Origin of the sequence: Microbacterium sp. NPDC089186, assembly GCF_040685115.1 — a bacterium.
Taxonomy (GTDB): Bacteria; Actinomycetota; Actinomycetes; order Actinomycetales; family Microbacteriaceae; genus Microbacterium; species Microbacterium galbum.
This window is the reverse complement of the sequence record NZ_JBFBHJ010000001.1, coordinates 62,816-88,564: the sequence shown is the minus strand read 5'-3', so window position 1 is coordinate 88,564 and position 25,749 is coordinate 62,816. Positions and strand designations below refer to the sequence as shown.

At 71.9% G+C, this 25,749-nt stretch carries 28 protein-coding genes and 1 tRNA gene; 16 read left to right on the top strand and 13 right to left on the bottom strand.

What is annotated here, in order from left to right; translation table 11 throughout:
* The first annotated feature begins 401 nt into the window (after positions 1 to 401).
* The gene (locus AB0N82_RS00415; RefSeq protein WP_363386842.1) at positions 402 to 1,769 is read left to right on the top strand and encodes a glycosyltransferase; all 1,368 of its coding nucleotides are present in this window, start codon (positions 402 to 404) and stop codon (positions 1,767 to 1,769) included.
* A 111-nt stretch (positions 1,770 to 1,880) separates the two neighbouring features.
* On the opposite strand, the gene AB0N82_RS00410 is transcribed toward AB0N82_RS00415, so the two are convergent.
* Complete coding sequence (locus AB0N82_RS00410; RefSeq protein ID WP_363386839.1) at positions 1,881 to 2,594, bottom strand: MBL fold metallo-hydrolase; 714 nt, start codon at positions 2,592 to 2,594, stop codon at positions 1,881 to 1,883.
* Positions 2,595 to 2,666: 72 nt separating this feature from the next.
* Here AB0N82_RS00410 and AB0N82_RS00405 point away from each other — a divergent pair, with 72 nt between their 5' ends.
* On the top strand, positions 2,667 to 3,224 hold the full coding sequence (locus tag AB0N82_RS00405; RefSeq protein WP_363386836.1) for a TetR-like C-terminal domain-containing protein: 558 nt from the start codon (positions 2,667 to 2,669) through the stop codon (positions 3,222 to 3,224).
* Here AB0N82_RS00405 and ligD (AB0N82_RS00400) read toward each other — a convergent pair.
* Together ligD (AB0N82_RS00400) and AB0N82_RS00395 are read right to left on the bottom strand one after the other, a co-directional pair.
* Entirely contained in the window at positions 3,191 to 4,420 is a 1,230-nt protein-coding gene (ligD, locus tag AB0N82_RS00400; protein WP_363386833.1) for a non-homologous end-joining DNA ligase, read from the bottom strand. The genes AB0N82_RS00405 and ligD (AB0N82_RS00400) overlap by 34 nt on opposite strands.
* 235 nt (positions 4,421 to 4,655) lie before the next feature.
* Positions 4,656 to 5,528, bottom strand: coding sequence for a Bax inhibitor-1/YccA family protein (locus AB0N82_RS00395; protein ID WP_363386830.1), 873 nt, complete (start codon positions 5,526 to 5,528; stop codon positions 4,656 to 4,658).
* Positions 5,529 to 5,671: 143 nt separating this feature from the next.
* Here AB0N82_RS00395 and AB0N82_RS00390 point away from each other — a divergent pair, with 143 nt between their 5' ends.
* The 4 genes from AB0N82_RS00390 (at position 5,672) to AB0N82_RS00375 (ending at position 9,970) form a co-directional block, all read left to right on the top strand.
* Positions 5,672 to 6,682 (top strand): glycerophosphodiester phosphodiesterase family protein, encoded by a 1,011-nt coding sequence (locus AB0N82_RS00390; protein WP_363386827.1) that lies wholly within the window; start codon positions 5,672 to 5,674, stop codon positions 6,680 to 6,682.
* Between the two features lie 10 nt (positions 6,683 to 6,692).
* Positions 6,693 to 7,622: an FAD-dependent oxidoreductase gene (locus AB0N82_RS00385; protein WP_363386823.1), complete on the top strand. Its 930-nt coding sequence runs from the start codon at positions 6,693 to 6,695 to the stop codon at positions 7,620 to 7,622.
* 177 nt (positions 7,623 to 7,799) lie between these two features.
* Positions 7,800 to 8,879 (top strand): ABC transporter ATP-binding protein, encoded by a 1,080-nt coding sequence (locus tag AB0N82_RS00380; protein WP_363386820.1) that lies wholly within the window; start codon positions 7,800 to 7,802, stop codon positions 8,877 to 8,879.
* Positions 8,876 to 9,970, top strand: a complete 1,095-nt coding sequence (locus tag AB0N82_RS00375) for an ABC transporter permease (protein ID WP_363386817.1) — start codon at positions 8,876 to 8,878, stop codon at positions 9,968 to 9,970. Before AB0N82_RS00380 ends, AB0N82_RS00375 begins: the two co-directional genes overlap by 4 nt.
* Positions 9,971 to 10,004: 34 nt before the next feature.
* Here the strand turns inward: AB0N82_RS00375 and AB0N82_RS00370 are convergent, their stop codons facing one another.
* Complete coding sequence (locus AB0N82_RS00370; RefSeq protein ID WP_315993509.1) at positions 10,005 to 10,196, bottom strand: hypothetical protein; 192 nt, start codon at positions 10,194 to 10,196, stop codon at positions 10,005 to 10,007.
* A gap of 58 nt (positions 10,197 to 10,254) precedes the next feature.
* Positions 10,255 to 11,250: a GTP-binding protein gene (locus AB0N82_RS00365; RefSeq protein WP_363386813.1), complete on the bottom strand. Its 996-nt coding sequence runs from the start codon at positions 11,248 to 11,250 to the stop codon at positions 10,255 to 10,257.
* 79 nt (positions 11,251 to 11,329) lie between these two features.
* On the opposite strand from AB0N82_RS00365, the gene ykgO reads away from it, so the two are divergent.
* The 3 genes from ykgO to AB0N82_RS00350 all read left to right on the top strand — a co-directional run bounded on the left by ykgO (position 11,330) and on the right by AB0N82_RS00350 (position 12,147).
* Positions 11,330 to 11,452, top strand: a complete 123-nt coding sequence (gene ykgO / locus AB0N82_RS00360; RefSeq protein WP_056226526.1) for a type B 50S ribosomal protein L36 — start codon at positions 11,330 to 11,332, stop codon at positions 11,450 to 11,452.
* Positions 11,453 to 11,545: 93 nt separating this feature from the next.
* Entirely contained in the window at positions 11,546 to 11,854 is a 309-nt protein-coding gene (locus AB0N82_RS00355) for a metalloregulator ArsR/SmtB family transcription factor (protein WP_363386810.1), read from the top strand.
* Positions 11,851 to 12,147 carry a hypothetical protein gene (locus AB0N82_RS00350; protein ID WP_363386807.1) on the top strand — a complete coding sequence of 99 codons (297 nt, stop codon included), beginning with the start codon at positions 11,851 to 11,853 and terminating at the stop codon, positions 12,145 to 12,147. Before AB0N82_RS00355 ends, AB0N82_RS00350 begins: the two co-directional genes overlap by 4 nt.
* A gap of 132 nt (positions 12,148 to 12,279) precedes the next feature.
* Here the strand turns inward: AB0N82_RS00350 and AB0N82_RS00345 are convergent, their stop codons facing one another.
* The 5 genes from AB0N82_RS00345 to AB0N82_RS00325 all read right to left on the bottom strand — a co-directional run bounded on the left by AB0N82_RS00345 (position 12,280) and on the right by AB0N82_RS00325 (position 14,726).
* A complete protein-coding gene (locus tag AB0N82_RS00345; RefSeq protein ID WP_363386804.1) occupies positions 12,280 to 12,504 on the bottom strand; it encodes an RNA-binding S4 domain-containing protein in 225 nt (74 codons plus the stop codon).
* Positions 12,505 to 12,562: 58 nt separating this feature from the next.
* Positions 12,563 to 12,638, bottom strand: a tRNA-Met gene (locus tag AB0N82_RS00340).
* Between the two features lie 82 nt (positions 12,639 to 12,720).
* The gene (locus AB0N82_RS00335; protein WP_363386801.1) at positions 12,721 to 13,371 is read right to left on the bottom strand and encodes a GntR family transcriptional regulator; all 651 of its coding nucleotides are present in this window, start codon (positions 13,369 to 13,371) and stop codon (positions 12,721 to 12,723) included.
* A complete protein-coding gene (locus AB0N82_RS00330) occupies positions 13,352 to 14,257 on the bottom strand; it encodes an EamA family transporter (protein WP_363386798.1) in 906 nt (301 codons plus the stop codon). The genes AB0N82_RS00335 and AB0N82_RS00330 overlap by 20 nt, the downstream gene beginning before the upstream one ends.
* A 31-nt stretch (positions 14,258 to 14,288) precedes the next feature.
* Entirely contained in the window at positions 14,289 to 14,726 is a 438-nt protein-coding gene (locus AB0N82_RS00325) for a MarR family transcriptional regulator (protein WP_315993502.1), read from the bottom strand.
* Positions 14,727 to 14,780: 54 nt separating this feature from the next.
* Here AB0N82_RS00325 and AB0N82_RS00320 point away from each other — a divergent pair, with 54 nt between their 5' ends.
* A complete protein-coding gene (locus tag AB0N82_RS00320; protein ID WP_315993501.1) occupies positions 14,781 to 15,149 on the top strand; it encodes a VOC family protein in 369 nt (122 codons plus the stop codon).
* Positions 15,150 to 15,221: 72 nt separating this feature from the next.
* On the top strand, positions 15,222 to 16,160 hold the full coding sequence (locus AB0N82_RS00315; RefSeq protein WP_363386793.1) for a hypothetical protein: 939 nt from the start codon (positions 15,222 to 15,224) through the stop codon (positions 16,158 to 16,160).
* Between the two features lie 54 nt (positions 16,161 to 16,214).
* Here the strand turns inward: AB0N82_RS00315 and AB0N82_RS00310 are convergent, their stop codons facing one another.
* A complete protein-coding gene (locus AB0N82_RS00310) occupies positions 16,215 to 16,622 on the bottom strand; it encodes a YccF domain-containing protein (protein ID WP_315993499.1) in 408 nt (135 codons plus the stop codon).
* Positions 16,623 to 16,764: 142 nt separating this feature from the next.
* On the opposite strand from AB0N82_RS00310, the gene AB0N82_RS00305 reads away from it, so the two are divergent.
* The 3 genes from AB0N82_RS00305 (at position 16,765) to AB0N82_RS00295 (ending at position 21,112) form a co-directional block, all read left to right on the top strand.
* Positions 16,765 to 17,241 carry a general stress protein gene (locus AB0N82_RS00305; protein ID WP_315993498.1) on the top strand — a complete coding sequence of 159 codons (477 nt, stop codon included), beginning with the start codon at positions 16,765 to 16,767 and terminating at the stop codon, positions 17,239 to 17,241.
* Positions 17,242 to 17,400: 159 nt separating this feature from the next.
* Positions 17,401 to 19,833 carry a UvrD-helicase domain-containing protein gene (locus AB0N82_RS00300; RefSeq protein ID WP_363386788.1) on the top strand — a complete coding sequence of 811 codons (2,433 nt, stop codon included), beginning with the start codon at positions 17,401 to 17,403 and terminating at the stop codon, positions 19,831 to 19,833.
* A gap of 169 nt (positions 19,834 to 20,002) precedes the next feature.
* The gene (locus AB0N82_RS00295; protein ID WP_363386785.1) at positions 20,003 to 21,112 is read left to right on the top strand and encodes an SseB family protein; all 1,110 of its coding nucleotides are present in this window, start codon (positions 20,003 to 20,005) and stop codon (positions 21,110 to 21,112) included.
* Between the two features lie 88 nt (positions 21,113 to 21,200).
* Here the strand turns inward: AB0N82_RS00295 and AB0N82_RS00290 are convergent, their stop codons facing one another.
* Positions 21,201 to 21,827 (bottom strand): DUF1684 domain-containing protein, encoded by a 627-nt coding sequence (locus AB0N82_RS00290; RefSeq protein WP_315993495.1) that lies wholly within the window; start codon positions 21,825 to 21,827, stop codon positions 21,201 to 21,203.
* A gap of 214 nt (positions 21,828 to 22,041) precedes the next feature.
* On the opposite strand from AB0N82_RS00290, the gene ligD (AB0N82_RS00285) reads away from it, so the two are divergent.
* Positions 22,042 to 23,067, top strand: coding sequence for a non-homologous end-joining DNA ligase (ligD, locus tag AB0N82_RS00285; protein ID WP_363386782.1), 1,026 nt, complete (start codon positions 22,042 to 22,044; stop codon positions 23,065 to 23,067).
* Between the two features lie 301 nt (positions 23,068 to 23,368).
* Here the strand turns inward: ligD (AB0N82_RS00285) and AB0N82_RS00280 are convergent, their stop codons facing one another.
* The gene (locus AB0N82_RS00280; protein WP_363386774.1) at positions 23,369 to 24,325 is read right to left on the bottom strand and encodes a DUF5937 family protein; all 957 of its coding nucleotides are present in this window, start codon (positions 24,323 to 24,325) and stop codon (positions 23,369 to 23,371) included.
* A gap of 55 nt (positions 24,326 to 24,380) precedes the next feature.
* On the opposite strand from AB0N82_RS00280, the gene AB0N82_RS00275 reads away from it, so the two are divergent.
* The gene (locus AB0N82_RS00275; RefSeq protein WP_363386771.1) at positions 24,381 to 25,658 is read left to right on the top strand and encodes an MFS transporter; all 1,278 of its coding nucleotides are present in this window, start codon (positions 24,381 to 24,383) and stop codon (positions 25,656 to 25,658) included.
* Positions 25,659 to 25,749 lie beyond the last annotated feature (91 nt).

Sequence of the window (25,749 nt, the reverse complement as noted above, 5' to 3'; positions counted from 1 at the left end):
GCGCGCAGGTCGAGAGCGGGCCCCTACCCCGATCGACCCGAAGACGGTGCCCCTGCGTCGTCCGGCGACGGCGGCGCTCTGTCGGTCCGCTGAGGGTATGGGGTCGAGAGCGGGGCCCCTTCCCCGATCGACTCGATGACGACACCCCTCCACGGAGGGCGGCGTCGTTGCTCTGTGTCAGCCGGTCGAGGTCCCCTTGGCGGCGAATCCCCCTCAGACCGTGTCACGAGGTGGCTCCGGGGCCCCTTTCGTCGCCCCGGGGCCACGCACGGCACCCGCGCGACGTCTGCAGCTGCACGCGCGGCGCCCCGGGGCCACCTTCCGCGACCCGACGAGCACGCCGAGATCACCGAGTCTCGGGCACGCCGCGGGGTGAGCTGCGGGTGGGGGAGGATGGGGACGTGAGCGACGCTGAGTTCCCCGACGCCTGGTACCTCATCCTGTCGAGCAGGCTCATCCCCGACCTCGACGGGGGGTACACGATTTCGACCCTCGCGCGGGCGCGGCAGATGGCGGATGCCGGAGCGGCGCCTCTGCTGCTGACCGTCGACCCGGGAACCGCCGACGCCCACACCGCGCACCGGCAGACCTTCGTCGAGCGAGGCGCCGTGTCGGCATCCGGGCTCTTCCGCAATCTCTTCGACGAGGCCGTCGCCCCTGACGGCGGAGCCGCGGAGTGGGTGCGCGACGCTGCCCACGCGGGTGAGCCGGATCCCTCTCTCGAATACCGGGACGTCGCCGGAGGGGCGGTCGCGCTGCCCACCGTCGTCGACCCCGACTGGCACCTGACGACGGCGCCGATCGTCATCCGGGATGCCACCGGCGGTTCCATCGGGGTGATCGACGGGTTCGGGGCGCTCTACCGCGCGTGGCTCACGCACCTCGGCACGCAGCTGCGGGCGCAGAACGAGCGACCTCTCGTCGTCATCTGCGAGTCGCGGCAGCTCGGCGAGCTGGTCGTCGGGTGGGGCGACGAGGACGTCCGGATCGTGCACACCGTCCACACGATCCACCTCGAACCGCCCTACCGTGCCGACTCCGCGCTCAACCCGCTCTGGACGCGCTGGTTCGAGATCGCCCCGCGCTTCGACGCGGTGCTCTGGCCGACGGCGCACCAGCGCGACGACGTGCGCGAACGCTTCGGAACCGCGGCGAACGACCTCGTCGCGCCGCACGCCGTCCGCGCGCCCGGGACGGTCGTCCCCGCGGCGGGTCGCGACGCCGACCTGGTCGTCGTGCTCGGGCGCCTGGCTCCCGGCAAGCGCCTCTCCGCAGCCGTCCGCGCGTTCGCCCGGGTCGTCGCCGAGGTCCCGACGGCACGCTTGGAGCTCTGGGGGGCCGGTGCCCAGCGGGACGAGCTGGAATCCCTGATCGCCGAGCTCGGGCTGGCCGGCGCCGTGTCGCTCCCGGGGCTCACGAACGACCCCGGCGCCGTCCTCGATCACGCGGCGGTGTACCTGACGACCTCGGCGTTCGAGGGTCAGGGGCTCGCCCTCGCCGAAGCCCTCGCGCACGGGACCCCCGCGGTGGCCTACGACATCCGCTACGGCCCGCGCGACATGCTGGCCCGAGGCGGCGGCATCCTGGTTCCGGACGGAGATGAGGATGCGCTCGTCTCGGCTCTCGTCCGGGTGCTGACGGACGCCGAGGCGCGCGAGAGCCTGTCGGCGGAGGCCGTGGAGGCGGCGTCGGCCCTCAGCCCCGCGCGCGCGATGCGGACGCTCGCGGCAGCCTGCGGCGACGCGCTCTCGCGCCCGCGGCGTCGCTGAGCCCGGCGCTGGTCGTCACGCGTCGTCGCGTCGATAGTCGGTGAGGTCCGGGCTCAGGCGTGCTCTGTCTGGCGGATCGCCTTCATGGCGGCGGTCCGTCGGCTGCTGCGATCAGGCGCGCGCGGCCTCGCGGACGGCGCTCACGGCGGCGGCCGGTGAGCCCCGGAACGCCGGTCCGTGACCGGGGAGGACCCAGTCGGCATCCAGGTCGGCGATGTGCGCCAGCGAGGCCAGTGCCTCGGCCGGGTCGTCGGTGAAGGGCGCGGGGCCAGGACCTGTGCGGCCGGTGAGCACGTGGCGGGTGGTCAGAGCATCGCCGACGAAGACGGCGCGGACCTCGGGGGAGAAGACGGCGATGCTGCCCGGCGAGTGTCCGGGCATCGAGATGACCCGGGGAGTGCCGGGGAGGTCGAGCGTGGTGTCGCCGTCGATGACCTCGACGTCGGTCAGCCACTGCGGCCGCATCCCCGTGCGGAGGCCGAACGCGGCGAAGCTCACCAGCGGGCCGATCCGCATCGGACCGACGGGGTTCTTCGGCTTGTCGCCGCCCCGCGCGCGGTCGGCGTCGGCGGCGTGGACGAACACCGGAACGCCGTGGTCGCGGCGGAGGCGCTCGGCGAAGCCGACGTGGTCGCTGTCGCCGTGCGTGAGGATCACGCCGCGGATGTCGTCGAGCGGGCGGCCGATGGCATCCAGCTCGCGCGTCAGATCGGCGTACATGCCGGGCAGGCCGGCGTCGACGAGGGTGATCCCGTCGGGCGTGGTGATGAGGTACGAGGCGACGATGTCGTTGCCGAGACGGTGGAGGGAGGGGGCGAGTCGCATGGGGTGACCTTTCGCGGGATGGCTACGAGCAATAGCCATGATAGCTTATCTGTGTAGCCATGAGGAGGCCCGATGCCGACACCAGAACGCACGTCGCTCGCCGAGATCGTCGCGCAGGCCGCCCGCCTGCTCGAGAGCGGCGGTCCGGCTGCTGTCACGATGCAGGCGGTGGCGGCGGCTGTCGGGGTCAAGGCTCCCTCGCTGTACAAACGCGTCCGCGACCGGGAGGCGCTCCTCGGACTGGTCGGCATCTCGACGGCGGACGAGCTGACACGTCGACTGACGGATGCCGGGGGAGACCTCGGCGAACTGCTGACCGTCTTCCGCCGCTTCGGGCAGGAGCGGCCCGAGGCGTTCCGTCTGCTGTTCGCGTCATCGATCGATCCGGAGCGGCTCGCAGCGACCAGTGAACCCGTGCTCCGCGCGACGGCGGCCATCGTCGGGTCCGAGCGTGCCCTCGATGCGGCACGGTTGCTGACCTCGTGGGCGCTCGGATTCATCACGATGGAGCTGACGGGCGCCTTCCGCCTCGGGGGCGACCTCGACGAAGCGTTCGCCTACGGGATGCGTCACATCGTGGGTTCCTTGACAGCGGATCAGGACGCGGTGCGGCCGGCCCAGGGGTCGTAGTCGGCGATCAGCTCCTCCTGCGCCGGGCGCTCGGCATCCGGGATGTGCTGGAGGTTCACGCGGACGCGGTACCAGAGCGAGCTCGAGCCGCGCATGCCGTCGACCATGACATCCGCCGGATGAAGGGCGGCGCTCGCCCGCGGATGCCGCGTCTTCCACGCCTCGAGGGCGTCGAGCGCCTCGGGCTTGGTCTTGGTGCGGGCGACCTCGATGAGCGGCATGGTCGAGGCGCGACGGCCGGAGCCGTCGGAGCCGCGCGGGGGCTTCTCGGCGGGGCCGAGCTCCGTGGCGAGGGCGAGGAGGGCGTCGAGGGAGCCGGCGGCGTCGTCGATCCCCGCGTGCGGGTCGCCGATCGCGCGGAATCGTTCGGGCACGGTGAGGACGGTGAACTCCTCGGGCCGACGGCCCCGCACCTCGTCCCACGTGAGCGGGGTCGAGACGCGGGCGTCGGGGAGCGCGCGGATGGAGTACGCCGAGGCGACCGTGCGGTCCTTGGCGTTCTGGTTGAAGTCCACGAAGACGCTCTCGCCGCGCTCCTCCTTCCACCACCGGGCCGTGGCCAGTCCTGGCGCACGGTTCTCGACCTCACGTGCGAGGGTCTCCGCGGCCAGGCGGACGTCGGCGTACTCCCACTCGGGGCGGATGCGCACGAGGATGTGCAGGCCACGGGATCCCGAGGTCTTCGGCCAGCCGGTCAAGCCGTGGTCGGCCAGCACGTCCCGCGCGATGAACGCGACGTCGACGATCTGCGACCAGTCCACGCCTGGCATCGGGTCGAGGTCGACGCGGAGTTCGTCGGGGTGGTCGAGGTCTTCTGCGCGCACGGGGTGCGGGTTGAGGTCGAGGCAGCCGAGGTTCACGACCCACGCCAGGCCCGCGGCATCCCGGATCACCGTCTCTTCGGCGGAGGTGCCGGAGGCGTAGCGCAGGGTCGCGGTGTCGATGAAGGCGGGGTGGTTCTCGGGTACGCGCTTCTGGAAGAACGGCTCCTGGTCGAGACCCTTCGAGAAGCGCTTGAGCACCATGGGCCGCCCGCCCGCTCCGCGCAGGGCGCCGTCGGCGACGGAGAGGTAATACCGCACGAGGTCGAGCTTGGTGAGCCCGGGCTCCGAGAAGACGACACGGTCGGGACTGGTCACGCGCACCTCCTGGCCGTCGATGTCGAGGATCTCGGGAGGAGTCTTGGCGGGGCTCATGCCGGGAGGCTAGTGCCGCGGCGCCCGGCGCCCGTACCCCTTGCGGCAGTGCGGGGGTGGTGTGCGGGTGTCGCGCCGCGGCCTGCGCGGCGCGGGCGTGAGTGTCCAGGACACGCCGCGTGTCGTCCCCGGTCGCGGCGTGTCTTGGACACTCGACGGGAGAGAGGGGCGTCAGCGCGGGAACGACGAAGGGCCGCCCCGAACGGGACGGCCCTTCGCGCGACGGATGGAGACGTCAGTTGTTGCCGCGAACGATCGCGATGAGACGCAGGATCTCGACGTACAGCCACACGACGGTGACCATGATGCCGAAGGCGCCGACCCAGCCGTAGACGCGGGCGGCGCCGTTGCGGACGCCGCGCTGGATCTGGTCGAAGTCGAGCACCAGCGAGTAGGCGGCCATGATGACCACGAAGACGCCGATGATGACACCGAGCGGGATGCCGAAGATCTCGACGTTGCTGCGCAGGCCGAAGGCTCCACCGGCGATCGGGACGTTGAACAGCATCAGGCCGAGGTTGACCAGGCTGAACACGAGGTAGCCGACCATCGCGATCATGAAGATCTTCGTGGCGCGGGCCGACGCGCGGATCTTGCCGCTCGCGAACAGGGCGAGCGTCACACCGACGACCGACAGGGTGCCCAGCGTCGCCTGGAGGACGATGCCGGGGAAGATGAACTCGAAGAACGCCGAGATGCCGCCGACGAACAGGCCTTCGAACGCCGCGTAGGCGACGAAGACGGGGACGGAGGGCTTCTTCTTGAAAGTCGCGACCATGGCCAGCACGAAACCGACGAGGCCACCGACGATCATCGGAGCGGCGCTCGGGTTCGGGTTGGCCGCGCTGACGCCGGCCATCGACCAGATCCAGCCGACGACGGCGGTGACGACCAGGATGCCGAAGAGGGCCAAGGTCTTCATGACGGTGTCTTCGACCGTCATGCGGCCGGTGTCGACGGCGCTCGCCGACGGTGCGGCGTACGCGCCTTCGATCGACGCGGCGGCGGCGGGGTCGACGGCCGGGGGCGGGCTGTAGCGCGTCTGGGCGCCACCGGCTCGAGGGTCCTGGAACGCCGGGTTGTTGAATGCCGGGTTGTTGAGGGCCACGGGAACTCACACTCCAAAAGATGGTGATCACAGCACCGTGCTGTCAGACAACACTAGCCGAGAGGGCCGCGGGAATCCTTGTGCTGACTGGGATTCTGCTTTGAGCGGACCCACTGTTCACCCGCCCTCGCTACCGTGACGGGGTGCCTGTCGTCATCGGTCATCGCGGCGCCCCCGGATACCTCCCGGAGCACTCCCGATCCTCTTATCTGCGGGCGATCGCGGCGGGGGTGGATGCCGTCGAGCCCGACGTCGTCCCCTCGAAGGACGGCGTGCTCGTGGTGCGGCACGAGAACGAGATCTCCGCGACGACCGATGTCTCGACCCGGGCGGAGTTCGCCGCACGGCGCACGTCGGAGGTGATCGACGGAGAGCGTCTGACGGGCTGGTTCACGGAGGACTTCACGTGGGCGGAGCTGCAGACCCTCCGCTGCCGCGAGCGCATCCCGGCGATCCGGCCCGCGAGCGCCGCGCACGACGACGTCGATCCCGTACTGCGCCTGCGCGACGTCCTCGATCTCGCGCGCGACGGCGGCGTCGGGGTCGTCCTCGAGGTCAAGCACGCCGCGGCCTTCTCCGGCCTCGGGTTCGACATGGCCGAGCTCGTCGCGGCCGAGGTGCGCGAGAGTGGATGGGCGGATGCCGCGGATGCGCTGGTGATCGAGTCGTTCGAGCCCCTCGTGCTCGCGCGGCTGCGGGAGCGCGGCATCCGGGTTCCGCTCGTGCAGTTGATCGAGGCGGACGGGGCTCCCTGGGATCTGCGCGAACGCGACGGCTCCGACGCCGCGACCTACGCCTCGATGCTGACGGGGACGGGGTTGGACGCGCTCGCCGATGCGGTCGAGGGCATCAGCCCCGACAAGAGGCTCGTCCTCGCCCCCGACCGGTGGGGGCGTGCGAAGGGACCCGCCGCGTTCGTCGGCGCGGCGCACGACCGCGGCCTGCGCGTGTTCACCTGGACGTGCCGCCCCGAGAACGCCTTTCTCCTGCCGGGGTACCGCCGGGGTGGCGGGAAGGCCGCTCTCGGCGACTGGCGGGGGGAATGGGCCGTGCTGCGCGACGCCGACCTGGACGGGGTGTTCGTCGACCACCCCGACCTGGGCGTGGAGTTCTTCCGGGCGCAACCCCGCCCGTCCTCCGGCGCGTCCGCGTGAGGATGACGGCATGACGGTGGATGTGACGGTGGTCGGCGGCGGCATCTCGGGGCTCGCCTGCGCGCGGGCGGTTCAGGATGCCGGGCGGTCGGTGCGCGTGCTCGATCGCGGTCGGCGCGTGGGCGGGCGTCTGTCCAGCCGCACGATCGACGGGCGCGCGGTGGATCTCGGGGCGTCGTACTTCGTCGTCGGCGAGGCGGAGGGGTTCGCCCACGTCGTGGCCGACTGGGAGGAACGCGAGCTCGCGCGCCCCTGGACCGACACGTTCCAGGTGATCCAGCCCGACGGCTCGCACGCCCCGAAGCCCGGACCGATGCGGTGGGCGGCTCCCCTCGGACTGCGCTCCCTCGCGCTCGACCTGGCCCAGGGGCTGGACGTCGAGGCGGAACGCGTCGTCGGGCGCGTCGAGCCCTTCCGCGTCGACGGCGAGGACGCCGGCGAGGTGGTGCTGGCCATGCCCGCGCCGCAGGCCGCGCGGCTGACGGGGGAGGCCCCGGGCGGGGAGCAGGAGTGGGAGCCCGTGATCGCCGTGGTGCTGCGGTGGGACGAGCGGCGGTGGGATGCCGACCTGCACGGCGCTTTCGCGGCCGATGACGCCGACGTCTCGTTCCTCGCCGACGACGGCGACCGGCGCGGGGACGGCGCCCCCGTGCTGGTGGTGCACACGACGGGCGAGCGCGCGCACCGCCACCTCGATGATCCGGACGCGGCGGTCGCGCCCGTCGTGGCCGCGACGAAGCGTCTGCTGCGGATCGACGACGACCCGGTCGCCACCCACGCGCACCGGTGGACGTTCGCTCGTCCGACCGAGACGACCGGGGAGCCGTTCTTCCGCTCGCCGGGCCTGTCGGCGTGCGGCGACGCCTGGGGCGAGAGCGCGGCGGTGCGCACCGCGTGGACCTCGGGCGATGCGCTCGGGCGGACGCTCGCGGCATCGTGAGCCGTCGTCGGGACAGAGCCGACGGCGCTGCCGGACGAGCGCATCCGAGCGCGCGCGACACGCGCGGGCGGCGAGCGGATCGAATCGGCGCGTTTGACTGCCGAGGCGGGCGAGGCGCCCGTGCGCCGGCACACGCGGGGGATCGGCGTGCCCGGGGGGTCGACCTAGGGTGGGCCCATGGAAGCCGGAATCGATGTGGCGGGGGTCAGGCGCTCGTTCGGCGCGGTGCAGGCGGTGCAGCACGTCACGTTCTCGGCGGCGCCGGGCCGGGTGACGGGGCTCGTCGGGCCGAACGGGTCGGGCAAGACGACCCTCATGCTGATGCTCGCCTCGCTGCTGCGTCCCGACGACGGCACGATGCGCATCGGCGGGGTCGACCCGCTGAGCGATCCCGCAGGTGCTCGCCGCCTCCTGGGATGGATGCCGGATTCCCTCGGCGCCTGGCCGGCCCTCTCCGCGCGCGAAGTGCTGGTGGCCACCGCGCAGCTCTACGGCCTGTCGCGCGAGCACGCCCGGGCTCGCGCGGACGAGCTCCTCGTGCTCGTCGACCTCGTCGGTCTCGCCGACTCCGCCGCGCGGGTGCTCTCGCGCGGGCAGAAGCAGCGGCTCGCCCTGGCCCGTGCGCTCGTCCACGATCCGCAGGTGCTGCTGCTCGATGAGCCGGCGTCGGGTCTCGACCCGCAGGCCCGCATCGCGCTGCGCGTGCTGTTGCGGCGCCTCGCGGCAGAGGGGCGCACGATCCTGATCTCGAGCCATGTGCTCTCGGAGCTCGAAGAAGTGGTCGACGACGCCGTCTTCGTGGTCGACGGGCGCACGGTCGGTGGCGACCGGGTCGCCGCTGCCGCCACCCGTGTGCGGCCGTGGCGCGTCCGTCTGCTGGCCGACCCCTCGCGTGCGAGCGCGGCCGCGCGCGCCGACATCGCTTCAGCACTGGGGCGCACGGCCGCCGAGGTGGGTGTCGACCGCCGCGACGTGCTCGTCCCGTTCGTCGACGAGGCCGCGGCCGTCGCCGGATTCCGCGCGCTCGCGAGCGCCGGGTTGCCGGTCGCCGAATTCGCCCCGGCCGTGGGCGACCTGGAGCATGCGTTCCTCGACCTGCGCGCGGACACGCGCGCGGCAGAGGGTGCGCCCGGGGCGTCGCACGCCGCCCCGACCCCGCCGGGTGAGGCATCGCAGACGAACACGGCGCCGGGTACGTCACCGGGAACCGGGGGCGACTCCTCGGTCGACCGATTCGACGACGGGAGCCGCGCATGAACCTCCACCGACTGGGAACCATCGTCGGGATCGACCTGCGTCAGCGTGTGCGTTCGGTCGCCTGGTACGTGCTTTTGGGCGTCTTCGCGCTCATCCTGCTCGGTCTGCTGCTGCTGTCCTTCGCCTCGTTCGCCCTGTGGAGCGGCGGTGACGAGTGGTTCTTCTCGATCGTCATCATGCTCGTGCTGCTGCTGGTCCTGCTGGTGTCGCCGACGCTCAGCGGAAGCGCCGTCAACGGCGACCGGGATGCCGCGACCCTCGCGCCGGTGCAGGTGACGCTCGTCACCACGGGGGAGATAGTCATCGGCAAGTTCCTCGCCGCATGGATCTCCGGGCTGGCCTTCCTCGTGGTGGCGGTGCCGTTCCTGCTGGTGTCGACGTTCGCCGGAGGGCTGAACCCCCTCGTCATCCTGAGTTCCCTGGCGATCCTCGTGGTCGAGATCGGGATCGTGGCGGCCATGGGTGTCGGACTGAGCGCGATCGTGGCGCGCCCGCTCTTCTCCGTGGCGAGCACGTACCTCATCGTCGCCGCGCTGACGATCGGGACGCTGCTGGTCTTCGGGCTCGGGGCGACGGCCCTGCGCACCTCTCAAGAGGTCGTGACACGCGACTTCGACTTCGCGGCCGTGCCCGACGGGTGCGACCCGTTCGCGACGTCGTCGCAGAACGGATGTCCGTCCGCCGGCGAAATCGGCTGCGTCGAGAACACCAGCTACACCGAGGTGCCCCGCTTCGATCGCGTCTGGTGGGTGCTCGCGGCGAACCCGTTCGTCATCCTGGCCGACGCCACGCCCCCGACGTACGACCCCGACTACGGCTCCCCGAGCGACCTGTTCTCACAGATCGCCTACGGCGTGCGCATGGCGCAGATCGCGCCGGAGCCGCGCGTCGAGTACGACTCCTGTGCGACGTACACGTCGGAACAGGTTCCCGATTACACGACCCCCGCGCAGCAGATCGAAGGCACGGCGCCCAGCTGGTTCGTCGGTCTGCTCGTGCAGATCGTCGTCGCCGGTGGATTGTTGGCGTGGGGAACGGCTCGGACGCGCACGCCAGCCAAGCGCCTTCCGCCGGGGACGCGGATCGCCTAGGCGCCCGCCCTCGGGCGCGGAACGCCGCCGCGGCTCAGGCGTGGCCGTCAGCCGCGGGGAACCCCGGGTCGGGCTCGACGGCGTCGCCGGTGTGGTCGTCGAGGTCGACGTGCTCCTCCGCCTCGGCGGCGTCTTCGCGGACCTCGTCGGTGACGGCGTCGGTGGGCGCGGCGGAGTCGGCGTGGGCGTCGTCGGAGTGGCGGGAGGGGATGTCAGGAGTGCTCATGACTCCACCGTGCTCCTCGACGCCGTGCGTGCGAACCGGCTTGACACGTGCGTGCGGGTCAGTCGCCGGCATCCGGGATCGAGGGCTGCGTGGCGGGCCAGGCCGGAAGGGGATCGGCGAACGCCGCCCAGGCGGCCGGGCCGGCCGCGAGCTCGGCGTCGGTGAGGGCGGCCTCGTCGAGGATGTGCGCGAGGCGCGGCGCCGACAGGTCGAGACCGGTGAAGGCGATCTCCTGACCGAGGCCCATGCGGCCGTCGTCGGCGCCGAGGGGTTCGATCCACATCGCCGAGCCGACGTGCTCCCAACGGGCCAGGATGCCGGGCCGCGAGGCGAGGCGGCAGAAGCCCGCTGAGCGCACGAGACGACCGGCCGCGCCGTCGTCCAACCGGTCGAGGGCGGCGGACAAGCGCTCGGGGTGGAAGGGGCGCACCTGCTCGTAGACGAGCGTCGCGACGCGGTTGTCGCGCATGAACGGGTCGTGTTCGCCGTTGAGCGCCCGCACCCATCCCGCGCGCTCGAGCAGCTCGCCCTCGTGCCTCGCGGGGGAGCGCAGGTCGCTCACGGGATCACGGGACAGTCGCAGCACGGCGCGGGGATTGAGGTGCGAGGCGAGTGCCATCTGCACGGCGAGAGCGGGTGTGGGGACCTGCTCCCAGTTGATCCACACGATGCGGGTCGCGAGCTCGAGCGCGAGCGCGGCCTGGCGCGCGCGGGCGCCGACGTCGCCACGGGTGTCGCCGGGGCGGGCGGATGCCACCAGGGTGGCGTCGTCGAGCAGGTCGCCGATCATGTGGCGGGCGTCGACGACGCAGACTGCGTCGACGTCTGCTCCTCCGCGAGCCACGAGCGCGTGGATCAGATCGACGTCGCTGCCGAGGTCGACGACCGCGTGGTCGTCCGAGGCGCGGGGGCGCGGGGTCGGGAGAGCGTGCGCGGCCCGCAGATCGGCGAATCGCAGAAGGTGAAGAGGGCGTTCGAGAGCGACGGCGGTCCTCTCGGCGTAGGACCGGCGTTCCGGGGCGCAGACGCCCATGATGGCGATCGTGCGGGGCATGGCATCCACCTCTCGGTTGTCTCGGGATCGTGAACACCCTAGCCTGTTATTGATAACGGTTATCAAAAAGGAGGATGCCATGAAGGTCCGCGCATCGATCAAGTCCTTGAAGAAGCAGCCCGGCGCGCAGGTCGTGCGTCGGCGCGGCAAGGTCTTCGTGATCAACAAGCTGAACCCTCGCTTCAAGGGGCGGCAGGGGTAGGCCCAGGAGTGACGCCGCGATAACGCGAACGAGAACCGTTCCCGACATGACAAACACATTGCAATCTGTTTATGCGTCTGGTGGAGTGAGGGCGTGGACAAGATCGCGGGACTCGACGAGGCCGCGGAGCTGTTCAAGGTCCTCGGCAGCCCGTCGCGCCTCGCGCTCGTCTGGCTGCTGAACCACGAACCGCTCACGGTCGGCGCGCTGGCAACGTCATCCGGACTCTCTCAACCGCTCGTGTCGCAGCATCTGCGCACTCTGCGGCAGGCGGGCCTGGTGACCTCGGAGCGTGACGGGAAGGAAATCCGCTACGCCCTGGCCGACCAGCACGTCGCCCATGTCGTGCTCGACGCGATCGCCCACGTCACCGAACCGACCGACCAGGGGAGCGAACAATGAGCACCGCCGAAACCCACGCCGAGCACACCGTCGACGAGCACGCCCACGGCGACGACTGTGGACACCAGAAGATCGAGCACGGCGATCACATCGACTACGTGCACGGCACCCATCACCACGCCCTGCACGGCGACCACTACGACGAGCACGAATCCCAGGCCGAGCACTCGGTCGCAGACCACCGTCACGGCGACGACTGCGGCCACGAGAAGGTGGAGCACGACGACCACGCCGACTACGTGCACGACGGCCACCGTCACGCGCTGCACAGCGACCACTACGACGAGCACTGACCTGCTCCGGCGGCATCCCGTGTCACGAGCGCGGGATGCCGATCTTCGGGCCCGTCCTCCCCGCGAGGGGAGGGCGGGCCTCTGTCGTGTCCCGACGGGCGCGAGAGCTGCGCGCTCCGCCGGCGGCGGGCCTCAGGCCTGGACGCGGAAGGAGCGACCCTCGAAGGCGATCACGTCGCCGGCCTGCAGCTGACGCCCGCGTCGCCGTTCGATCTCGCCATTGACCTGGACGTAGCCGTCGATGATCGCCTCTTTGACGTCACCGCCCGAGTCGAGCACGCCCGCGAACTTCAGGAACGGGCCGAGGCGGATCATCTCGCTGCCGACCGAGACGTCCTGGGGTGCGGGGGAGGTCATTCCTCCAGCATGGCAGGTGACGGGGAGTGCTCGGCATGGTGCCTCGGCGGCGGGGACGTGGACGCGACGGCGGGAGTCGAACCCGCCACGCCTTCGGTTATGAGCCGAGGCCCGGGACCGCCCGGATCGCCGCGATGTGCCCCCACGCTAACCTCGCCCCGCCGTCCCGACGAAGGTGCGTTGCGGTGCGTGACGGGAGGTGTCGCCGCGTGTCGCTCAACCCGCGCGCCGCCGCTCGATGATCGCCCGCGTCGAGTGCTCCAGGTGCGCACGGACGGCGTGTTCGGGGTCGCGCAGCGCCTCGGTCACGTAGGCGCGGTGCTCCTCGGTGAGGGTGCCGGACGCGTACGCGGGCCGCACGTGCGTCAGCAGCAGGTGCATCTCGGAGTCGAGGCGACGGTATTCCTCCGCGATCCGCGCGCTGCCGGCCGCTTCGACGAGCGCCAGATGCACGCGGGCGTGGGCGGCGAGCGTCGCCGCCCAGTCACCCGATGCCTCCGCCGCAGCCAGCTCGTCGAGCGCCGCGTCGACGTCGGGAGGACGGATGCCGCGGTCGCGGACGATCCGCAGCGCCTCGGTCTCGAGGGCGCACCGCAGCTGCTGCAGCGCGACGAGAGCGTCATCGTCGAGCGACGACACCCGCACGCCGCGGTACGGCTCGGCGGTGGCGAGTCGTTCGGCGGTGAGCCGCGCGAGCGCCGTCCGGGCGGTGTGGCGCGAGACGCCGAAGGTGTCGCTCAGCTCCTCCTCGCGCAGGGGTGCGCCGGGCGCGAGCTCCCCCGACAGGATGCCGGCGCGGACGGCGTCGGCGACGACATCGGCCGCGCGAGGACCCGGGGTGGGGGCGTCACGCGCGAGACGTGGCATCCGGAACCTCCTGACGCCGACGAACGGGAGCCGAGACCGCGGCGAGACCCGCCGCGATGAGCGCGAGACCGAGGGCGCCCACCGGGGTGAGGTGCTCCTCCAGCACGAAGAGGCCGAGGAGGGTCGCGGCGAGCGGCTCGGCGAGGGTGAGTGTCGATACCGTCACCGCGGTGAGGCGCGCGAGCCCCCATCCGAAGAGCAGGTACGCGACCGTGGTCGTGACAACGCCCAGCCAGAGCGCGAGCGGGAGACCGTTCGGGGTGAGCAGCCACTCCGTGCCCGCGAGCAGGAGGACGGGGACGCTCGCGACCGCGGCCACGCCGAAGACCGTGCCCATCACGCGCGTGGAGTCCCACCCCCTCTCGATCAGGGCCTTGCCGCACACCGTGTAGAGCGCGTACGACATCCCCGCGCCGACCGACCCGAGCAGTCCGCCGGGTGCCAGCGCCACGGTGCCGCCGGTCACCCCCGACACCAGCACCACCCCGGCGAGGGCGACGGCGGTGGCGAGCATCCACCGCGCAGAGGGGGCGCGGCGCAGGCGCACGGCATCCACGATGCCGGTCGCGATGGGGGCCGACCCGAGCGCGACGACCGTGCCGATGGCGACGCCGTTCTCGCGCGTGCCGAGGAAGAACAGCGGCTGGTAGGCGAGAACGCCGATCGCACCGACCGCGATGAGCGCGGTGGTCGACGCCCGCGTCGCTGTCGCGGGGCGGGGCGCGGATCTGCGGGCGAGGGCGAGCACTCCCAGGATGCCGCCGCCGACCACGATGCGTGCCGCGCCGACGGCGATCGGCGAGGCGTCGACCCCGGCCAGGGCCTGCGCGGTGCCGGTCGTGGAGAAGCACAGCGCCGCAGCGAGGATCGCGAGAGCGGGAAGCATGGATGGATTGTTACACAATCCGCCCGTGACCTCAGATCCGGAGGGCCGCCACCATGGAGCGCAGCGCGCGCAGGGCGGCCTGCTGCTCGGCATCCGTCATCCCGTGGAGCATGCGCCGCTCGACATCCCGCACGGCCGCGCTCGCCGCGGCGAGCGTCTCGTGGCCCTTCGCCGTGAGGCGTGCGGGCAGGACCTTGCCGGAGGTCGGGGTCGCGGGTCGCTCGACGATGCCGTCGCCTTCGAGGGTGTGAAGGAGCACGTTCATCGACTGCCGGGTCACGAATGCCCCGCGCGCGAGGTCGGAGTTCGACAGGCCCGGGCGCTGCGCGAGCAGCTCGAGGCAGGAGTAGTGCGTGATCGTCATGCCGAGCGGGCGGAGCACGTCTTCCATCGCCGCTCGCAGCGCGCTGGCCGCCTCTTTCAGCAGATAGCCGAGGGAGGTGTCGAGATCGATCCGCTCTTGCGTCATGTCAGTATTCTGACATAGGCTTGGTGTCAGGTAACTGACACACAAGGAGCTCTCATGCCTGTCACCGGTCCCGACTTCGTCTCCCTGCAGGTGCGCGACCTCGCCGCCTCCCACGCGTTCTACGAGCGCTACCTGGGCCTCGAGCGATCGCCCGCCGGCCCGCCGCACGCGGTCGTCTTCTCCACCGCCCCCATCGCCTTCGCGCTCCGCGACCTCGCCCCGGGCACCGACCTCTCCGGCGTCGCGCAGCCCGGCGTGGGCGTCGCCCTGTGGCTGCTCGCGACCGACGTGCAAGCGATCCACGACGCCCTCGCCGCGGACGGCCAGCGCATCGTCATGGATCCGATCGACGGTCCCTTCGGTCGCACCTTCACGTTCGCCGATCCCGACGGCTATCACGTCACCCTCCACGACCGCGGCTGAGCGGCCCGGGGAGGCGGTCGAGCCCCGACCGCCCCGAGCGGACGCCCAGCCTGCGACGGGTAACGTTGACGCATGGCGACGACGGCGGGGCGAGGCATGCTGGCCCTGGGCGTCTTCGGCATCCTTCTGGCCTTCGGTGCGTTGATCGCCGTGCTGGTGGATCCCTTCGCGCGGGTGCCCATGATGGTCGATCCCACGACCGAGTGGCTCGCGCGCGTGCTTCTGGCCCTGGGCGTCGCCTGGCTCGTGATCGGCATGCTCGCCGCTCGCACGAGCCTGGTCCGTCGGCCCGGCGCCGCGGCCGCGCGCGCGACCTGGATCGCCTCGACGCGACCCTGGCGGGCCCGCGAGTCGAGCCTGGGTCTGCTGCCGTTGGATCGCTGGCTGATGATCCTCGTACCCGGCGGGCTGCTCGTCACCACGCGCATCGTCCAGACCCCGCGTGACGGACTCCTCGGCGTCGCCGTCGCGATCCTGGGGTGGCTCCTGTTCGCCACCGCCGTGCGGCTCCTGCTCGGCCGCCGATCGCCGTGGCCCATCATCGCGGCGGTCGGGGGAGCCCTCGTGCTGCGCTGCGTCGTCGGGCTCCTGGCCGTCGCCCTGTCGGGCCCCGACGGCGTGTGGCCGTCGCTGTGGGCGGTGCCGGCCGTGCGGATCCTCTACCTGATGGTGGCCTTCGCCCTCGTGGCGTGGGTCTTCGTCGCCGCGGGCTGGTCGCTCGCTCCGCAACTCGGTCGCCCTCGCGCCGCGGGCATCGCCCTCGCGGGCATGGGGATCGGCTACGCGCTCCCCGCCGCCACCGTCGCCGTCGCGGGAGCGGGCGACGCCCTGCGCTCCTGGAACGAGCAGATCGGCATCCTGCCGTGGGATCTCGCGCGCCTCACCGGTATGCGCGACGGCGCCGTCCCGGTGGAACTCGTGAGCGTCACGGCCGTGATCGGCGCGATCGCCACGATCGTGGGCATCCTGCTCGCCCTGCCGCGCCGCGTGTACGCACGCCGCACGCGCTGAGACTCGGCGCCCTCGAGCGCCCGATCGCGGACGCCCCGCCCGCGTGGGCGACGTTCAGCGACCGAGCGTCTGATCGAACGGTCCGCCGCGGCGGATCTCGCGCACCTCTTTACCGAGCGGGAACAGCGAGACGGGCACCAGCTTGAAGTTCGCGATACCGAGCGGGATGCCGATGATCGTGACGCACAGCACGAGCCCCGTGACGATGTGCTCGAGAGCGAGCCACCAGCCGGCGAGCACGACCCACACGAGGTTCCCGAGGAACGACCCCACGCCCGCCGTCGGCTTCGCCACGATCTCGCGGCCGAACGGCCACAGCGCGTACAGCCCGATGCGGAACGAGGCGATGCCCCACGGGATCGTCACGATCAGGATGCAGAGCACCACCCCCGCGGCGAGGTAGCTGAGGAAGAGCCAGAAACCCGACAGCACGAGCCACAGGACGTTGAGGATGAGGCGCATGCGTCCATCCTCGCGGTTCGGAACGCGGCGCCCGACGGGTTTGACACCGCTTCGCCTAACCTCCCGACGGTGGGGGTGCAAGCGCCCTTCGCACACCACCTCGGGGGTCTAGCGTGGGGCACCCCGAGGGAAGGAACCGATCATGTCCGACGTCACCCGCGCCACCCCCGAACGCCGCGTCCTTTCGAGCTTCAGCGACTACACGGGGGCACAGGCCGCCGTCGACCGTCTGTCCGACGCCGGGTTCCCCGTCGAGCACACCGCCATCGTCGGACACGGCGTGCGCATCGTCGAGCAGGTCACGGGGCGCATGACCCGTGGACGGGCGGCGCTGCTGGGTGCCGCGTCGGGCGCGTGGTTCGGTCTGATGATCGGCGTGCTGATCGGTCTGCTGAGCGTCGGAGGATTCCTCGGGTTCGTGCTGCTGGGTCTCGTGCTCGGTGCCGTGTGGGGCGCGGTCTTCGGTTTCGCCGGACACGCCTTCACCGGTGGCCGCCGCGACTTCTCGTCGGTGCAGGGCTTCGAGGCCGAGCGCTGGGACGTGACGGTGGATGCCGAGCACTTCTCCCGCGCGCAGTCGCTGCTGTCGTCGGGTGCGGCGGGGGAGGGGCGCGCGTAACGTCGGCGCACTGCTGTCGGGCGGGTTCCGGCGTCGTGGGGCACCGCGCGTGGCCCCGGGGCGTCGGGGGTGACCCCGGGCCACCGGCGCGCGTCGCGCTCGTGAGGCCGCCCGGCCGCGAGGCCGATGTCGGAGGCCCCGCCTAGACTTGGAGGCGCCATGACCGACGCCTCCACGCCCCTCATCGTCGGCGGTTCCGCACCGTCGGCCGCCCGACCCGACGCCGATCTGCTCGAGGGGCTGAACGGTCCGCAACGGGAGGCCGTGACCTACCGGGGTCAGGCGCTGCTCATCGTCGCCGGCGCCGGCTCGGGCAAGACGAGCGTGCTCACCCGGCGCATCGCCTCGCTGCTGCGCACGCGCGAGGCGTACCCGAGCCAGATCCTCGCGATCACCTTCACCAACAAGGCCGCCGGAGAGATGCGCGAGCGCGTCCATCAGCTCATCGGGCAGAAGGCCGACGGCATGTGGATCTCGACCTTCCACTCCGCGTGCGTGCGCATCCTCCGCCGCGAGGCGGAGCAGTTCGGCTTCACGAAGTCGTTCACGATCTACGACTCCGGCGACTCGCGCGCGCTCATCAAGCGTCTCGTGAAAGAGCACGAGGGCGACTCGTTCGGCCTCACCCCCGCGGGGACGCAGAGCCGCATCTCGAAGCTCAAGAACGAACTGGCAGACGCCGAGTCGTACGCCCGCTCCGCCAACATGAGCGACCCCGCCGAACGCGTCTTCGTCGAGATCTTCTCGTCCTACCAGCGCGAACTGCAGCGGGCCAACGCCTTCGACTTCGACGACCTCATCGCCCAGACCGTCTACCTCTTCCGCGCGTTCCCCCAGGTCGCCGACGTCTACCGCAAGCGGTTCCGGCACATCCTCGTCGACGAGTACCAGGACACCAACCACGCGCAGTACGCACTGATCCACGAGCTCACGCGCCCCGTCGGCTCCGACGCCGAGCCGTTCTCCTCGGGCGGCATGATGATCTTCGACGCGGAGCCCGCGGGCGAGGACGCTGCATCCCTCACCGTCGTCGGTGACTCCGATCAGTCGATCTACGCGTTCCGCGGTGCCGACATCCGCAACATCAGCGAGTTCGAGCGCGACTACCCGGGCGCCAAAGTCGTGCTGCTCGAGCAGAACTACCGCTCGACGCAGAACATCCTGTCTGCGGCCAACGCGGTCATCGCCAACAACTTCGACCGCAAAGACAAGAAGCTCTGGACCGACGTCGGCGCGGGCGACCCGATCATCGGGTTCACCGGCTACTCGCAGCACGACGAGGCGCAGTTCGTAGCCGACGAGATCGAGGTCCTGCACAAGAAGGGCGTCGACTACTCCGGCGTCGCGGTGTTCTACCGCACCAACTCGCAGTCCCGTGCGCTGGAGGAGATCTTCATCCGCTCCGCGGTGCCCTACAAGATCATGGGCGGCACCAAGTTCTACGAGCGCGCCGAGATCAAGGACGCCCTCGCCTACCTCGTGGCCGTCGCCAATCCGGCCGACTCGATGGCCCTGCGCCGCATCCTGAACCGTCCGCGCCGCGGTATCGGCGACGTGACCGAGACGGCGATCGCACGCTATGCCGCCGAGCACGACATCACCTTCCGCGACGCCCTCGCCAACTCCGCTCAGCTCGGCGTCGGCCCCAAGCTGCAGAAGGCGATCGATCAGCTCGACGCCGTGCTCACCGAGGCCACGGCGGTCATGCTGCCGGCATCCGGAGAACTCGCCCCCTCCACCTCGGTCACCGAGGGCCTGACGCTGCTGCTCAACAAGAGCGGCTACTTCGACGCCCTGCGCGCGAGCAAAGACCCGCAAGACGAAGCGCGCCTCGAGAACCTCGACGAGCTCATCGCGGTGACGCGCGAGTTCGCGCGCAACAACCCCGAGGGCACGATCATCGACTTCCTCACCGAGGTGACCCTTGTGGCGGATGCCGACGACCTCGACGACGCGTCGGGCTCGGTCTCGCTCATGACCCTGCACACCGCGAAGGGCCTCGAATACGACGCGGTGTTCCTCACCGGAGTCGAGGAAGACCTGCTGCCGCACCGGATCTCGGCCAACGAGCCGGGCGGGCCGCAGGAGGAACGTCGTCTGTTCTACGTCGGCATCACGCGCGCCCGCAAGCGACTGCACGTCTCGCTCGCGATGACCCGCGCGCAGTTCGGCGAGGTCACGGTGGCCATGCCGAGCCGGTTCCTGCAGGAGATCCCCGCCGACCTCATCGACTGGCGTCAGTCGCCGGGCGACGTCAACGGCCGCGGCGGATCGCAGTCCCGCGCGCTCAACGCGCGCGGCCGTCGCCCCGGCCAGCCCGGCGGGGGCAATCGCTACGGCGACGACCTCGTCCCCCTGCCCAAGCGCGCACCGGCCGACCCGAGCAAGTTCCCGAACCGCATCCCCGCGAAGGTGCGCGACAACGGCGACATGGTTCTGGCCGCGGGTGATCGCATCCGCCACGACGACTTCGGCGAGGGCCGAGTGGATGCCGTGACCGGCGAAGGCGCGAAGCGCGTGGCGCACGTGCGCTTCGACACGGTGGGTCCGAAGAAGCTGCTGGTGAAGATCGCGCCGATCGCGAAGCTGTAGCGCGTCCGCGCGAGGCGGGGGAGGTCACGCGGCGCACGGCGACCCGACGCCCTGCACGCCGACCCGCCGACCTGACGCCCCGCGCATCAGCTCGTTGCCGCGCCGCGCGGTGCCGTGTGCCGCGAGGCTCGGGGCCCTGGCCCCCGGACCGCCCGGATAGGCTGGCGGAATGGCTCTGTTCTCGCGCCGCAAGAAGTCCGAATCCGACGACGCATCGGTCGACCGGCCCGACACCACGATCGAACCGGGCGAACAGCCCGTCGACCCCGCCGGCCCGAGCGATGCCGCTCCCGCCGCTGACGCGACCCCCGCCGCTCCGGTCGAGGCCGCGCCGACCGTCGGCATCTCGATGTCGTCGTTCCGCGGAGTGGGGGCGGGGCCCGAGCCCGCACCGACCTTGACGAACGCCCCGCCGGTCGCCGCACGCCCGTCGGCCCGTCAGCCCGGCCCGATGGAGGCCCCCGAGGCGCCCGAGACGGTGCAGGGCCTGCGCGACAACGCGTTGCTCGGCAACGCCCTCGCCGAGATCTCGGGGCAGCCCGAGCCGGCCCAGCTGCTCAACGTCGCTCGTCAGCTGCTGCAGGGTCACGTGTTCCTGCGCGTGAAGGGTGACGCGCGGGCGCTGCTGGCCGAGGGCAAAGACCTTCCGCTCGCCGTCGCCAACCGCGGCGACGAGCAGCTCGTGCTCGCGTACAGCGGGGGCCTGGCGCTCCGCGCGAGCGTCGAGGCGGACGGCGACCACGACACCTCCGCGATGGGCCAGCCCGTCATGGCCCTGCTGCGACACGTCCTCTCGGGCTCCTACGCCGGAATCGTGCTCGACCCGGCATCCGGTGACAACCGCGCCGTGCTGCCCAAGGCGCTCCTCGAGCGCATGGTGGCCGAGGTCGACCCGGAGCTGCGCATCAAGACCGCCCTGTGCGACACGCGTACCGACGAGACGGTGGCCACGATCGTCGAGGCGATCGTCGCCGAAGCGCCGATGTGGATCGCCGTCAACCGCACCGAGGAGGGCGGACCGATCGGCGTCGCCGAGTCGCGTTCAGCCGCGGGCGAGCGTTTCCTCGAGGTCTTCAGCCACCCGCTCGAACTCCTCGCGCTCGGCCGCGGTGATCAGCCGCTGCCCATCAGCCGTGCGCAGCTGTCGAAGGCCCTCGCGAGCGACCCCGCGCTCACCGGCATCCTGATCGATCCGGCGGGCCCGTGGATCCGCCTCACGCGCGAGGAGCTCGCGCCCGTCATCGACCTCGCCGCGCAGGACGCCGCCGCGGAGTCCTGAGCGCACGACGACAGCGGGCCGCCCCCTTCTTGGAGGGGCGGCCCGCCGTCGTTTCCGACCGGATCCTGGATGCCGAGGAGCTCGGCCCTCACACCCCGTACAGTTCGCCGACGGGGACCGCCACCGGCAGTACGTTGCCGGCGGGAGCGAGCGGGCACGCCCACATCGGGTCGTAGGCGCACGAGGGGTTGTAGGCGAAGTTGAAGTCGATGACGAGGGTGTCGGGGGCGGCTCCGCGGCCGAGGTCGGCGCCCTTGATGGTGTCGAGCAGGTAGCGTCCGCCTCCGTATGTGCCGCCCGGCCGACCGGCGGCCGCGTCGCGCACGGGCACGAACAGTCCGCCGCCGTAGGACGTGAGGCGCCACACGTCGAGTGATCCGGTGTCGGGGAGCTCCACGCGACCGATGCGCTCGAAGCCGACCTCGCCGTCGGTGCCGGTGGTCGCGACGAACGACGCCTCGTCGGCGTCGAGCAGCGGCACCTCGAACCGCCAGGCGGCGTCGTAGGGGGCGAGGGGCAGGCCCACGAATCCGTCGCGCTGCTCCGGGAGCAGCGGCGTCGCGGGGTGATCGGCGAAGAGCGCGTCGCGCTCGATGCGCCAGAGCTCGTGGGCGTCTTCGGGGTCGTCGGCCTCGCGCACGGCGTCGTAGAGCGCGAACACGCGGCGGCGCCAGTCGGCGATGTCGAGGGCGGTGCGGGCGGCGGCGGTGGTCATGACTCGAGCGTAGGCCGGGGGTGGATGCCGGGGCTCGGGGTGGACAGCGATGCGGCGGGGCGCCCGCGTGCGCGCGCGCGGCGCGCGAGTGGGGCGTGCGCGGGGGCGTGCGCGGTGGCCCCCGGGGCCACATTCGGCGCCCCGCGGCGCACGGTGCGACCGCCGTCGCGCAACGGGGCAGACACGGCGCGGGCCCGCGCACTAGCGTCGGCACATGGCATCCCCTCGCATCACGCTGACCGTCCCGGGCCCCGACGGCGACCGCGAGGTCGGCATCTCGAACCCCGACCGGGTGCTCTGGCCCGAGGTCGGGATCACCAAACGCGAGCTGGCCGAGTACCTCATCGCGGTGGGCGGCCCGTTCACCGCGGCGAACGGACACCGGCCCGTGTCGCTCGAACGCTTTCCCGAGGGCGTGGGCGGCGAGGCCTTCTTCTCGAAGAACCCGCCGAAGGGGGCGCCGGCGTTCGTCGAGGCCGTGACGGTCACCTACAACAGCGGGCGGCGGCATCCGCAGCTCTTCCTCGGCGAGATCGCCTCGGCGGTGTGGGCGGCGCAGATGAACACGATCGTGTTCCACCCCTGGGCCTCGCTCGCGACCGACCCCGACCATCCCGTCGAACTGCGCATCGACCTCGACCCGCAGCCCGGCACCGGCATCGCCGAGGCCGTCACGGCGGCGCAGGAGCTGCGGGTGGTGCTGCGCGAGGCGGGCCTCGAGCCTTGGATCAAGACGAGCGGCAACCGGGGCCTGCACGTGTTCTGCCCGATCGAGCCCACGCACGAGTTCCTCGACGTGCGGCACGCCGTCATCGCCGCCGCACGCGAGCTGGAACGTCGGATGCCGGATGCCGTGACCACCAGCTGGTGGAAGGAGGAGCGGGGCGAGCGCATCTTCGTGGACTTCAACCAGGCGAATCGCGACCGCACCATGGCCGGCGCGTACTCCCCGCGGGCCCTGCCCACCGCGACGGTGTCCACCCCGGTGGCCTGGGACGAGCTCGACGGCGTCGACCCGCTCGCGTTCACGGTGCGCTCGGTGCCGGAGCGGTTGGCATCCGTCGGGGATCCGTGGGAGGGCTTCGCCGAGAAGCCCGGACGCATCGACACGTTGCTGGAGTGGTGGCAGCGCGATCTCGGGAACGGGCTCGGCGAACTGCCGTTCCCGCCCGAGTTCCCCAAGATGCCCGGCGAGCCACCGCGCGTGCAGCCGTCACGGGCGAAGTCGCCGGCGGAGTGACGCGACCCGGCGCGGACGCGGGCGGAGAGCAGGAGATCGTTCCGGGACAGGCGAGAGAGATCGGCGTCCGGTTCTCGACTGATCGCCTGTTTCCGCGAGTGCCGACCCGTGGGGCGGATGCCGATGGCGGCGCGACCGCGCGGCCGCCGCGTCGCCGCGCGCCTCCCGTCACCGGGCACCGAATCGCACGCCGCGCGTGCCTCCGGTCATCGTGCGTCGCCCGGCACGGAAGCGCTCCGCGCGGGTGCCGTCGACCGTCGGCATGACCGGCACCGAAGCGCCTGCCGCCGTCGCCCGCGCCTCAGACGCCGGCCGCCAGCGCGTCGCCCGCTGCGCTGCGGTAGTACAGCACCGCCCGGCCGTACCGGGCGCGGTTGAGCAGCCCGGCGCGTTCCATCACGCGCAGGTGCTGGTTGACCGCGGAGGTCGAGACACCGAGCCCCAGGGCGAGATCGGTCGAGGATGCCGGCTCACCCAGCGCCGCGAGAAGGGTCGAGCGGGTGCGTCCGAGCAGGTCGGAGACGGCGTCGGGTTCGGGCTGCGTGCTGCGCGACCACATCGCGCCCTGCCCGCGCGCCGGATACATGACCGTCGGCGGGAGATCGTCGTCGATGGGGGTCGAGACGCGGACGGTGAACATCGAAGGCACGAGGGTGAGGCCGTCGCCGAGCACGGGCCGACGGCGCATGTCGGGGTTCCACAGCCGCACGTCGAGGTGGCGGCCGTCGTAGCGGGCGGCATCCGAGAGGCCGTTGAGCACGGCGCCCAGACCCGACTGCGCGGCGATCCGCCCGCGGTAGGCGATGTCGGCCCGCAGGACGGCGCTCATGCGCGGCCAGTGCGGGGCGAAGCAGAGGTCCCACGCGGTGGCGAGAGCGCGTTGCAGACGAGCGACGACCAGGTCGTGCCGCCCGCGGAACACCGGCGGGACCTCGCCACGGAGGCGCTCGAGGTCGGCGACGAAGCGCGCCCGGGGGATGCGTCCGAGCGCGACCAGCTCGTCGTCGAGCGAGGTCAGCGGCGACGACGGGCGGGGGTTCACGAAGTCCGCCGTCCATTTGCGGTCGTTGACGAGCCCGAGGAGCACCTCGAGGTCGAGCAGGGGGCGCACCGACGCGATGCGCTCCAGCCACGGCTGCTGAAGGGGGAAGCCGTCGGGTTGGGAGAGGGCGCGCAGCCCCAGCCCGAGCTCCGACAGCGGTGAGACGCCGAACCGGATCGCCGAGATATCGGCGGCGTCCAACTCGTACCGGATCATGAAGCCTCACGCTACATCGATTGAGGCCGCCGGCGACGCCTGCCTCAATGAGATGGTGACCAGCACGATCCCGACCGTCCCCCTGAGAACCCTCGTGCAGACGGATCGCACACTGCGCCGCCTGCTCACCATCACCCTCGTCGACACGCTCGGCCGCGGCGCGTTCTTCACGCTGACGACGCTGTACCTGACCCTCATCGTGGGGCTCGAGCCCGTCACGGTCGGTATCGGCCTCACGATCGCCGGGGCGGTGGGCGTCGCGAGCTCACTGACCTTCGGTCACCTCTCCGACCGCGTCAGCGCGCGAAAGATGCTCATCGTCCTGCACGTCGTGCAGGGGGCGGCGCTCATCGGCTACCTCTTCGTCCGCGATCTGCCGACGCTCGTGATCGTCGCCTCGCTCGTGCTGCTCGCGCAGCAGGGAGGAGGGAGCGTGCGCTCCTCCGTCGTCGGGCGGGCGTTCCGCGGTGAGGACCGGGTGCGCATCCGCGCGACGATGCGCACCGTCACGAACGTCGGCATCGGAGTCGGCACTGCGGTCGCCGCCGTCCCCCTCGCGCTCGGTACGCCGTTCGCGTTCCACCTCACGATGACGATCGCGGGCTCGCTCTTCCTGCTCTCCGCCGTGCTCGTCGCCGGTCTCGACCCGCGGCGCGTCGACGTCCGGCGGGAGGACCCGGATGCCGAGACCCCGGCCTCCGCGCCGGTCGCCGCCGTGCGGAGCCCCTACCGCGACCCGCGCTTCCTGTGGCTGACCGCACTCATGGGGGTGTTCGGCATCCAGTTCGGGGTGTTCGAGATCGGCGTACCCCTGTGGGTCGTGGCGCACACGATCGCCGCCGACGTCGTGGTCAGTCCGCTGCTTCTGGTCAACACGGTGGTCGTGGTGCTGCTGCAGGTGCGGATGAGTCGCGGGACCGGGACGTTCTCGGGAGCCGGGCGGGCGATGACCCGCGCCGGGTGGCTCATGGTCGCCGCGTGCGCCCTGTGGGCCGGGGCGGGATGGATCGGCGGTGAGGGATGGGGGCCCGCGGCGGCGGTGATCGTCGTGCTGCTCGCCGCGGCCGTCGCCCACTCGCTCGCCGAGATCACCTCGAGCGCCGCGGGGTGGAGCTTGAGCTTCGACCTCGCGCCGCAGGAGCGCATGGGGAGCTACCAGGGCGTCTACGGCACGGGCTATGCGGTCGGGGCGATGATCGCCCCCGCCGTCGTGACGATGACGGCGATCGACCTCGGCACCGCCGGGTGGGCGATCCTCGCGGCGATGTTCGCTGTCGCCGCAGCCGGTGTCGTGCTGATCGCCCGGCGGGCGGATGCCGTGGAGGTGCGCTGAGCGGCCTCCGGCGTCGCGAGGACAGGGGATACGTCGAGAACAGGACGCGGGCGACCTGATCGTCCCGTTCTCGCGGCATCCCCTGTTTCTG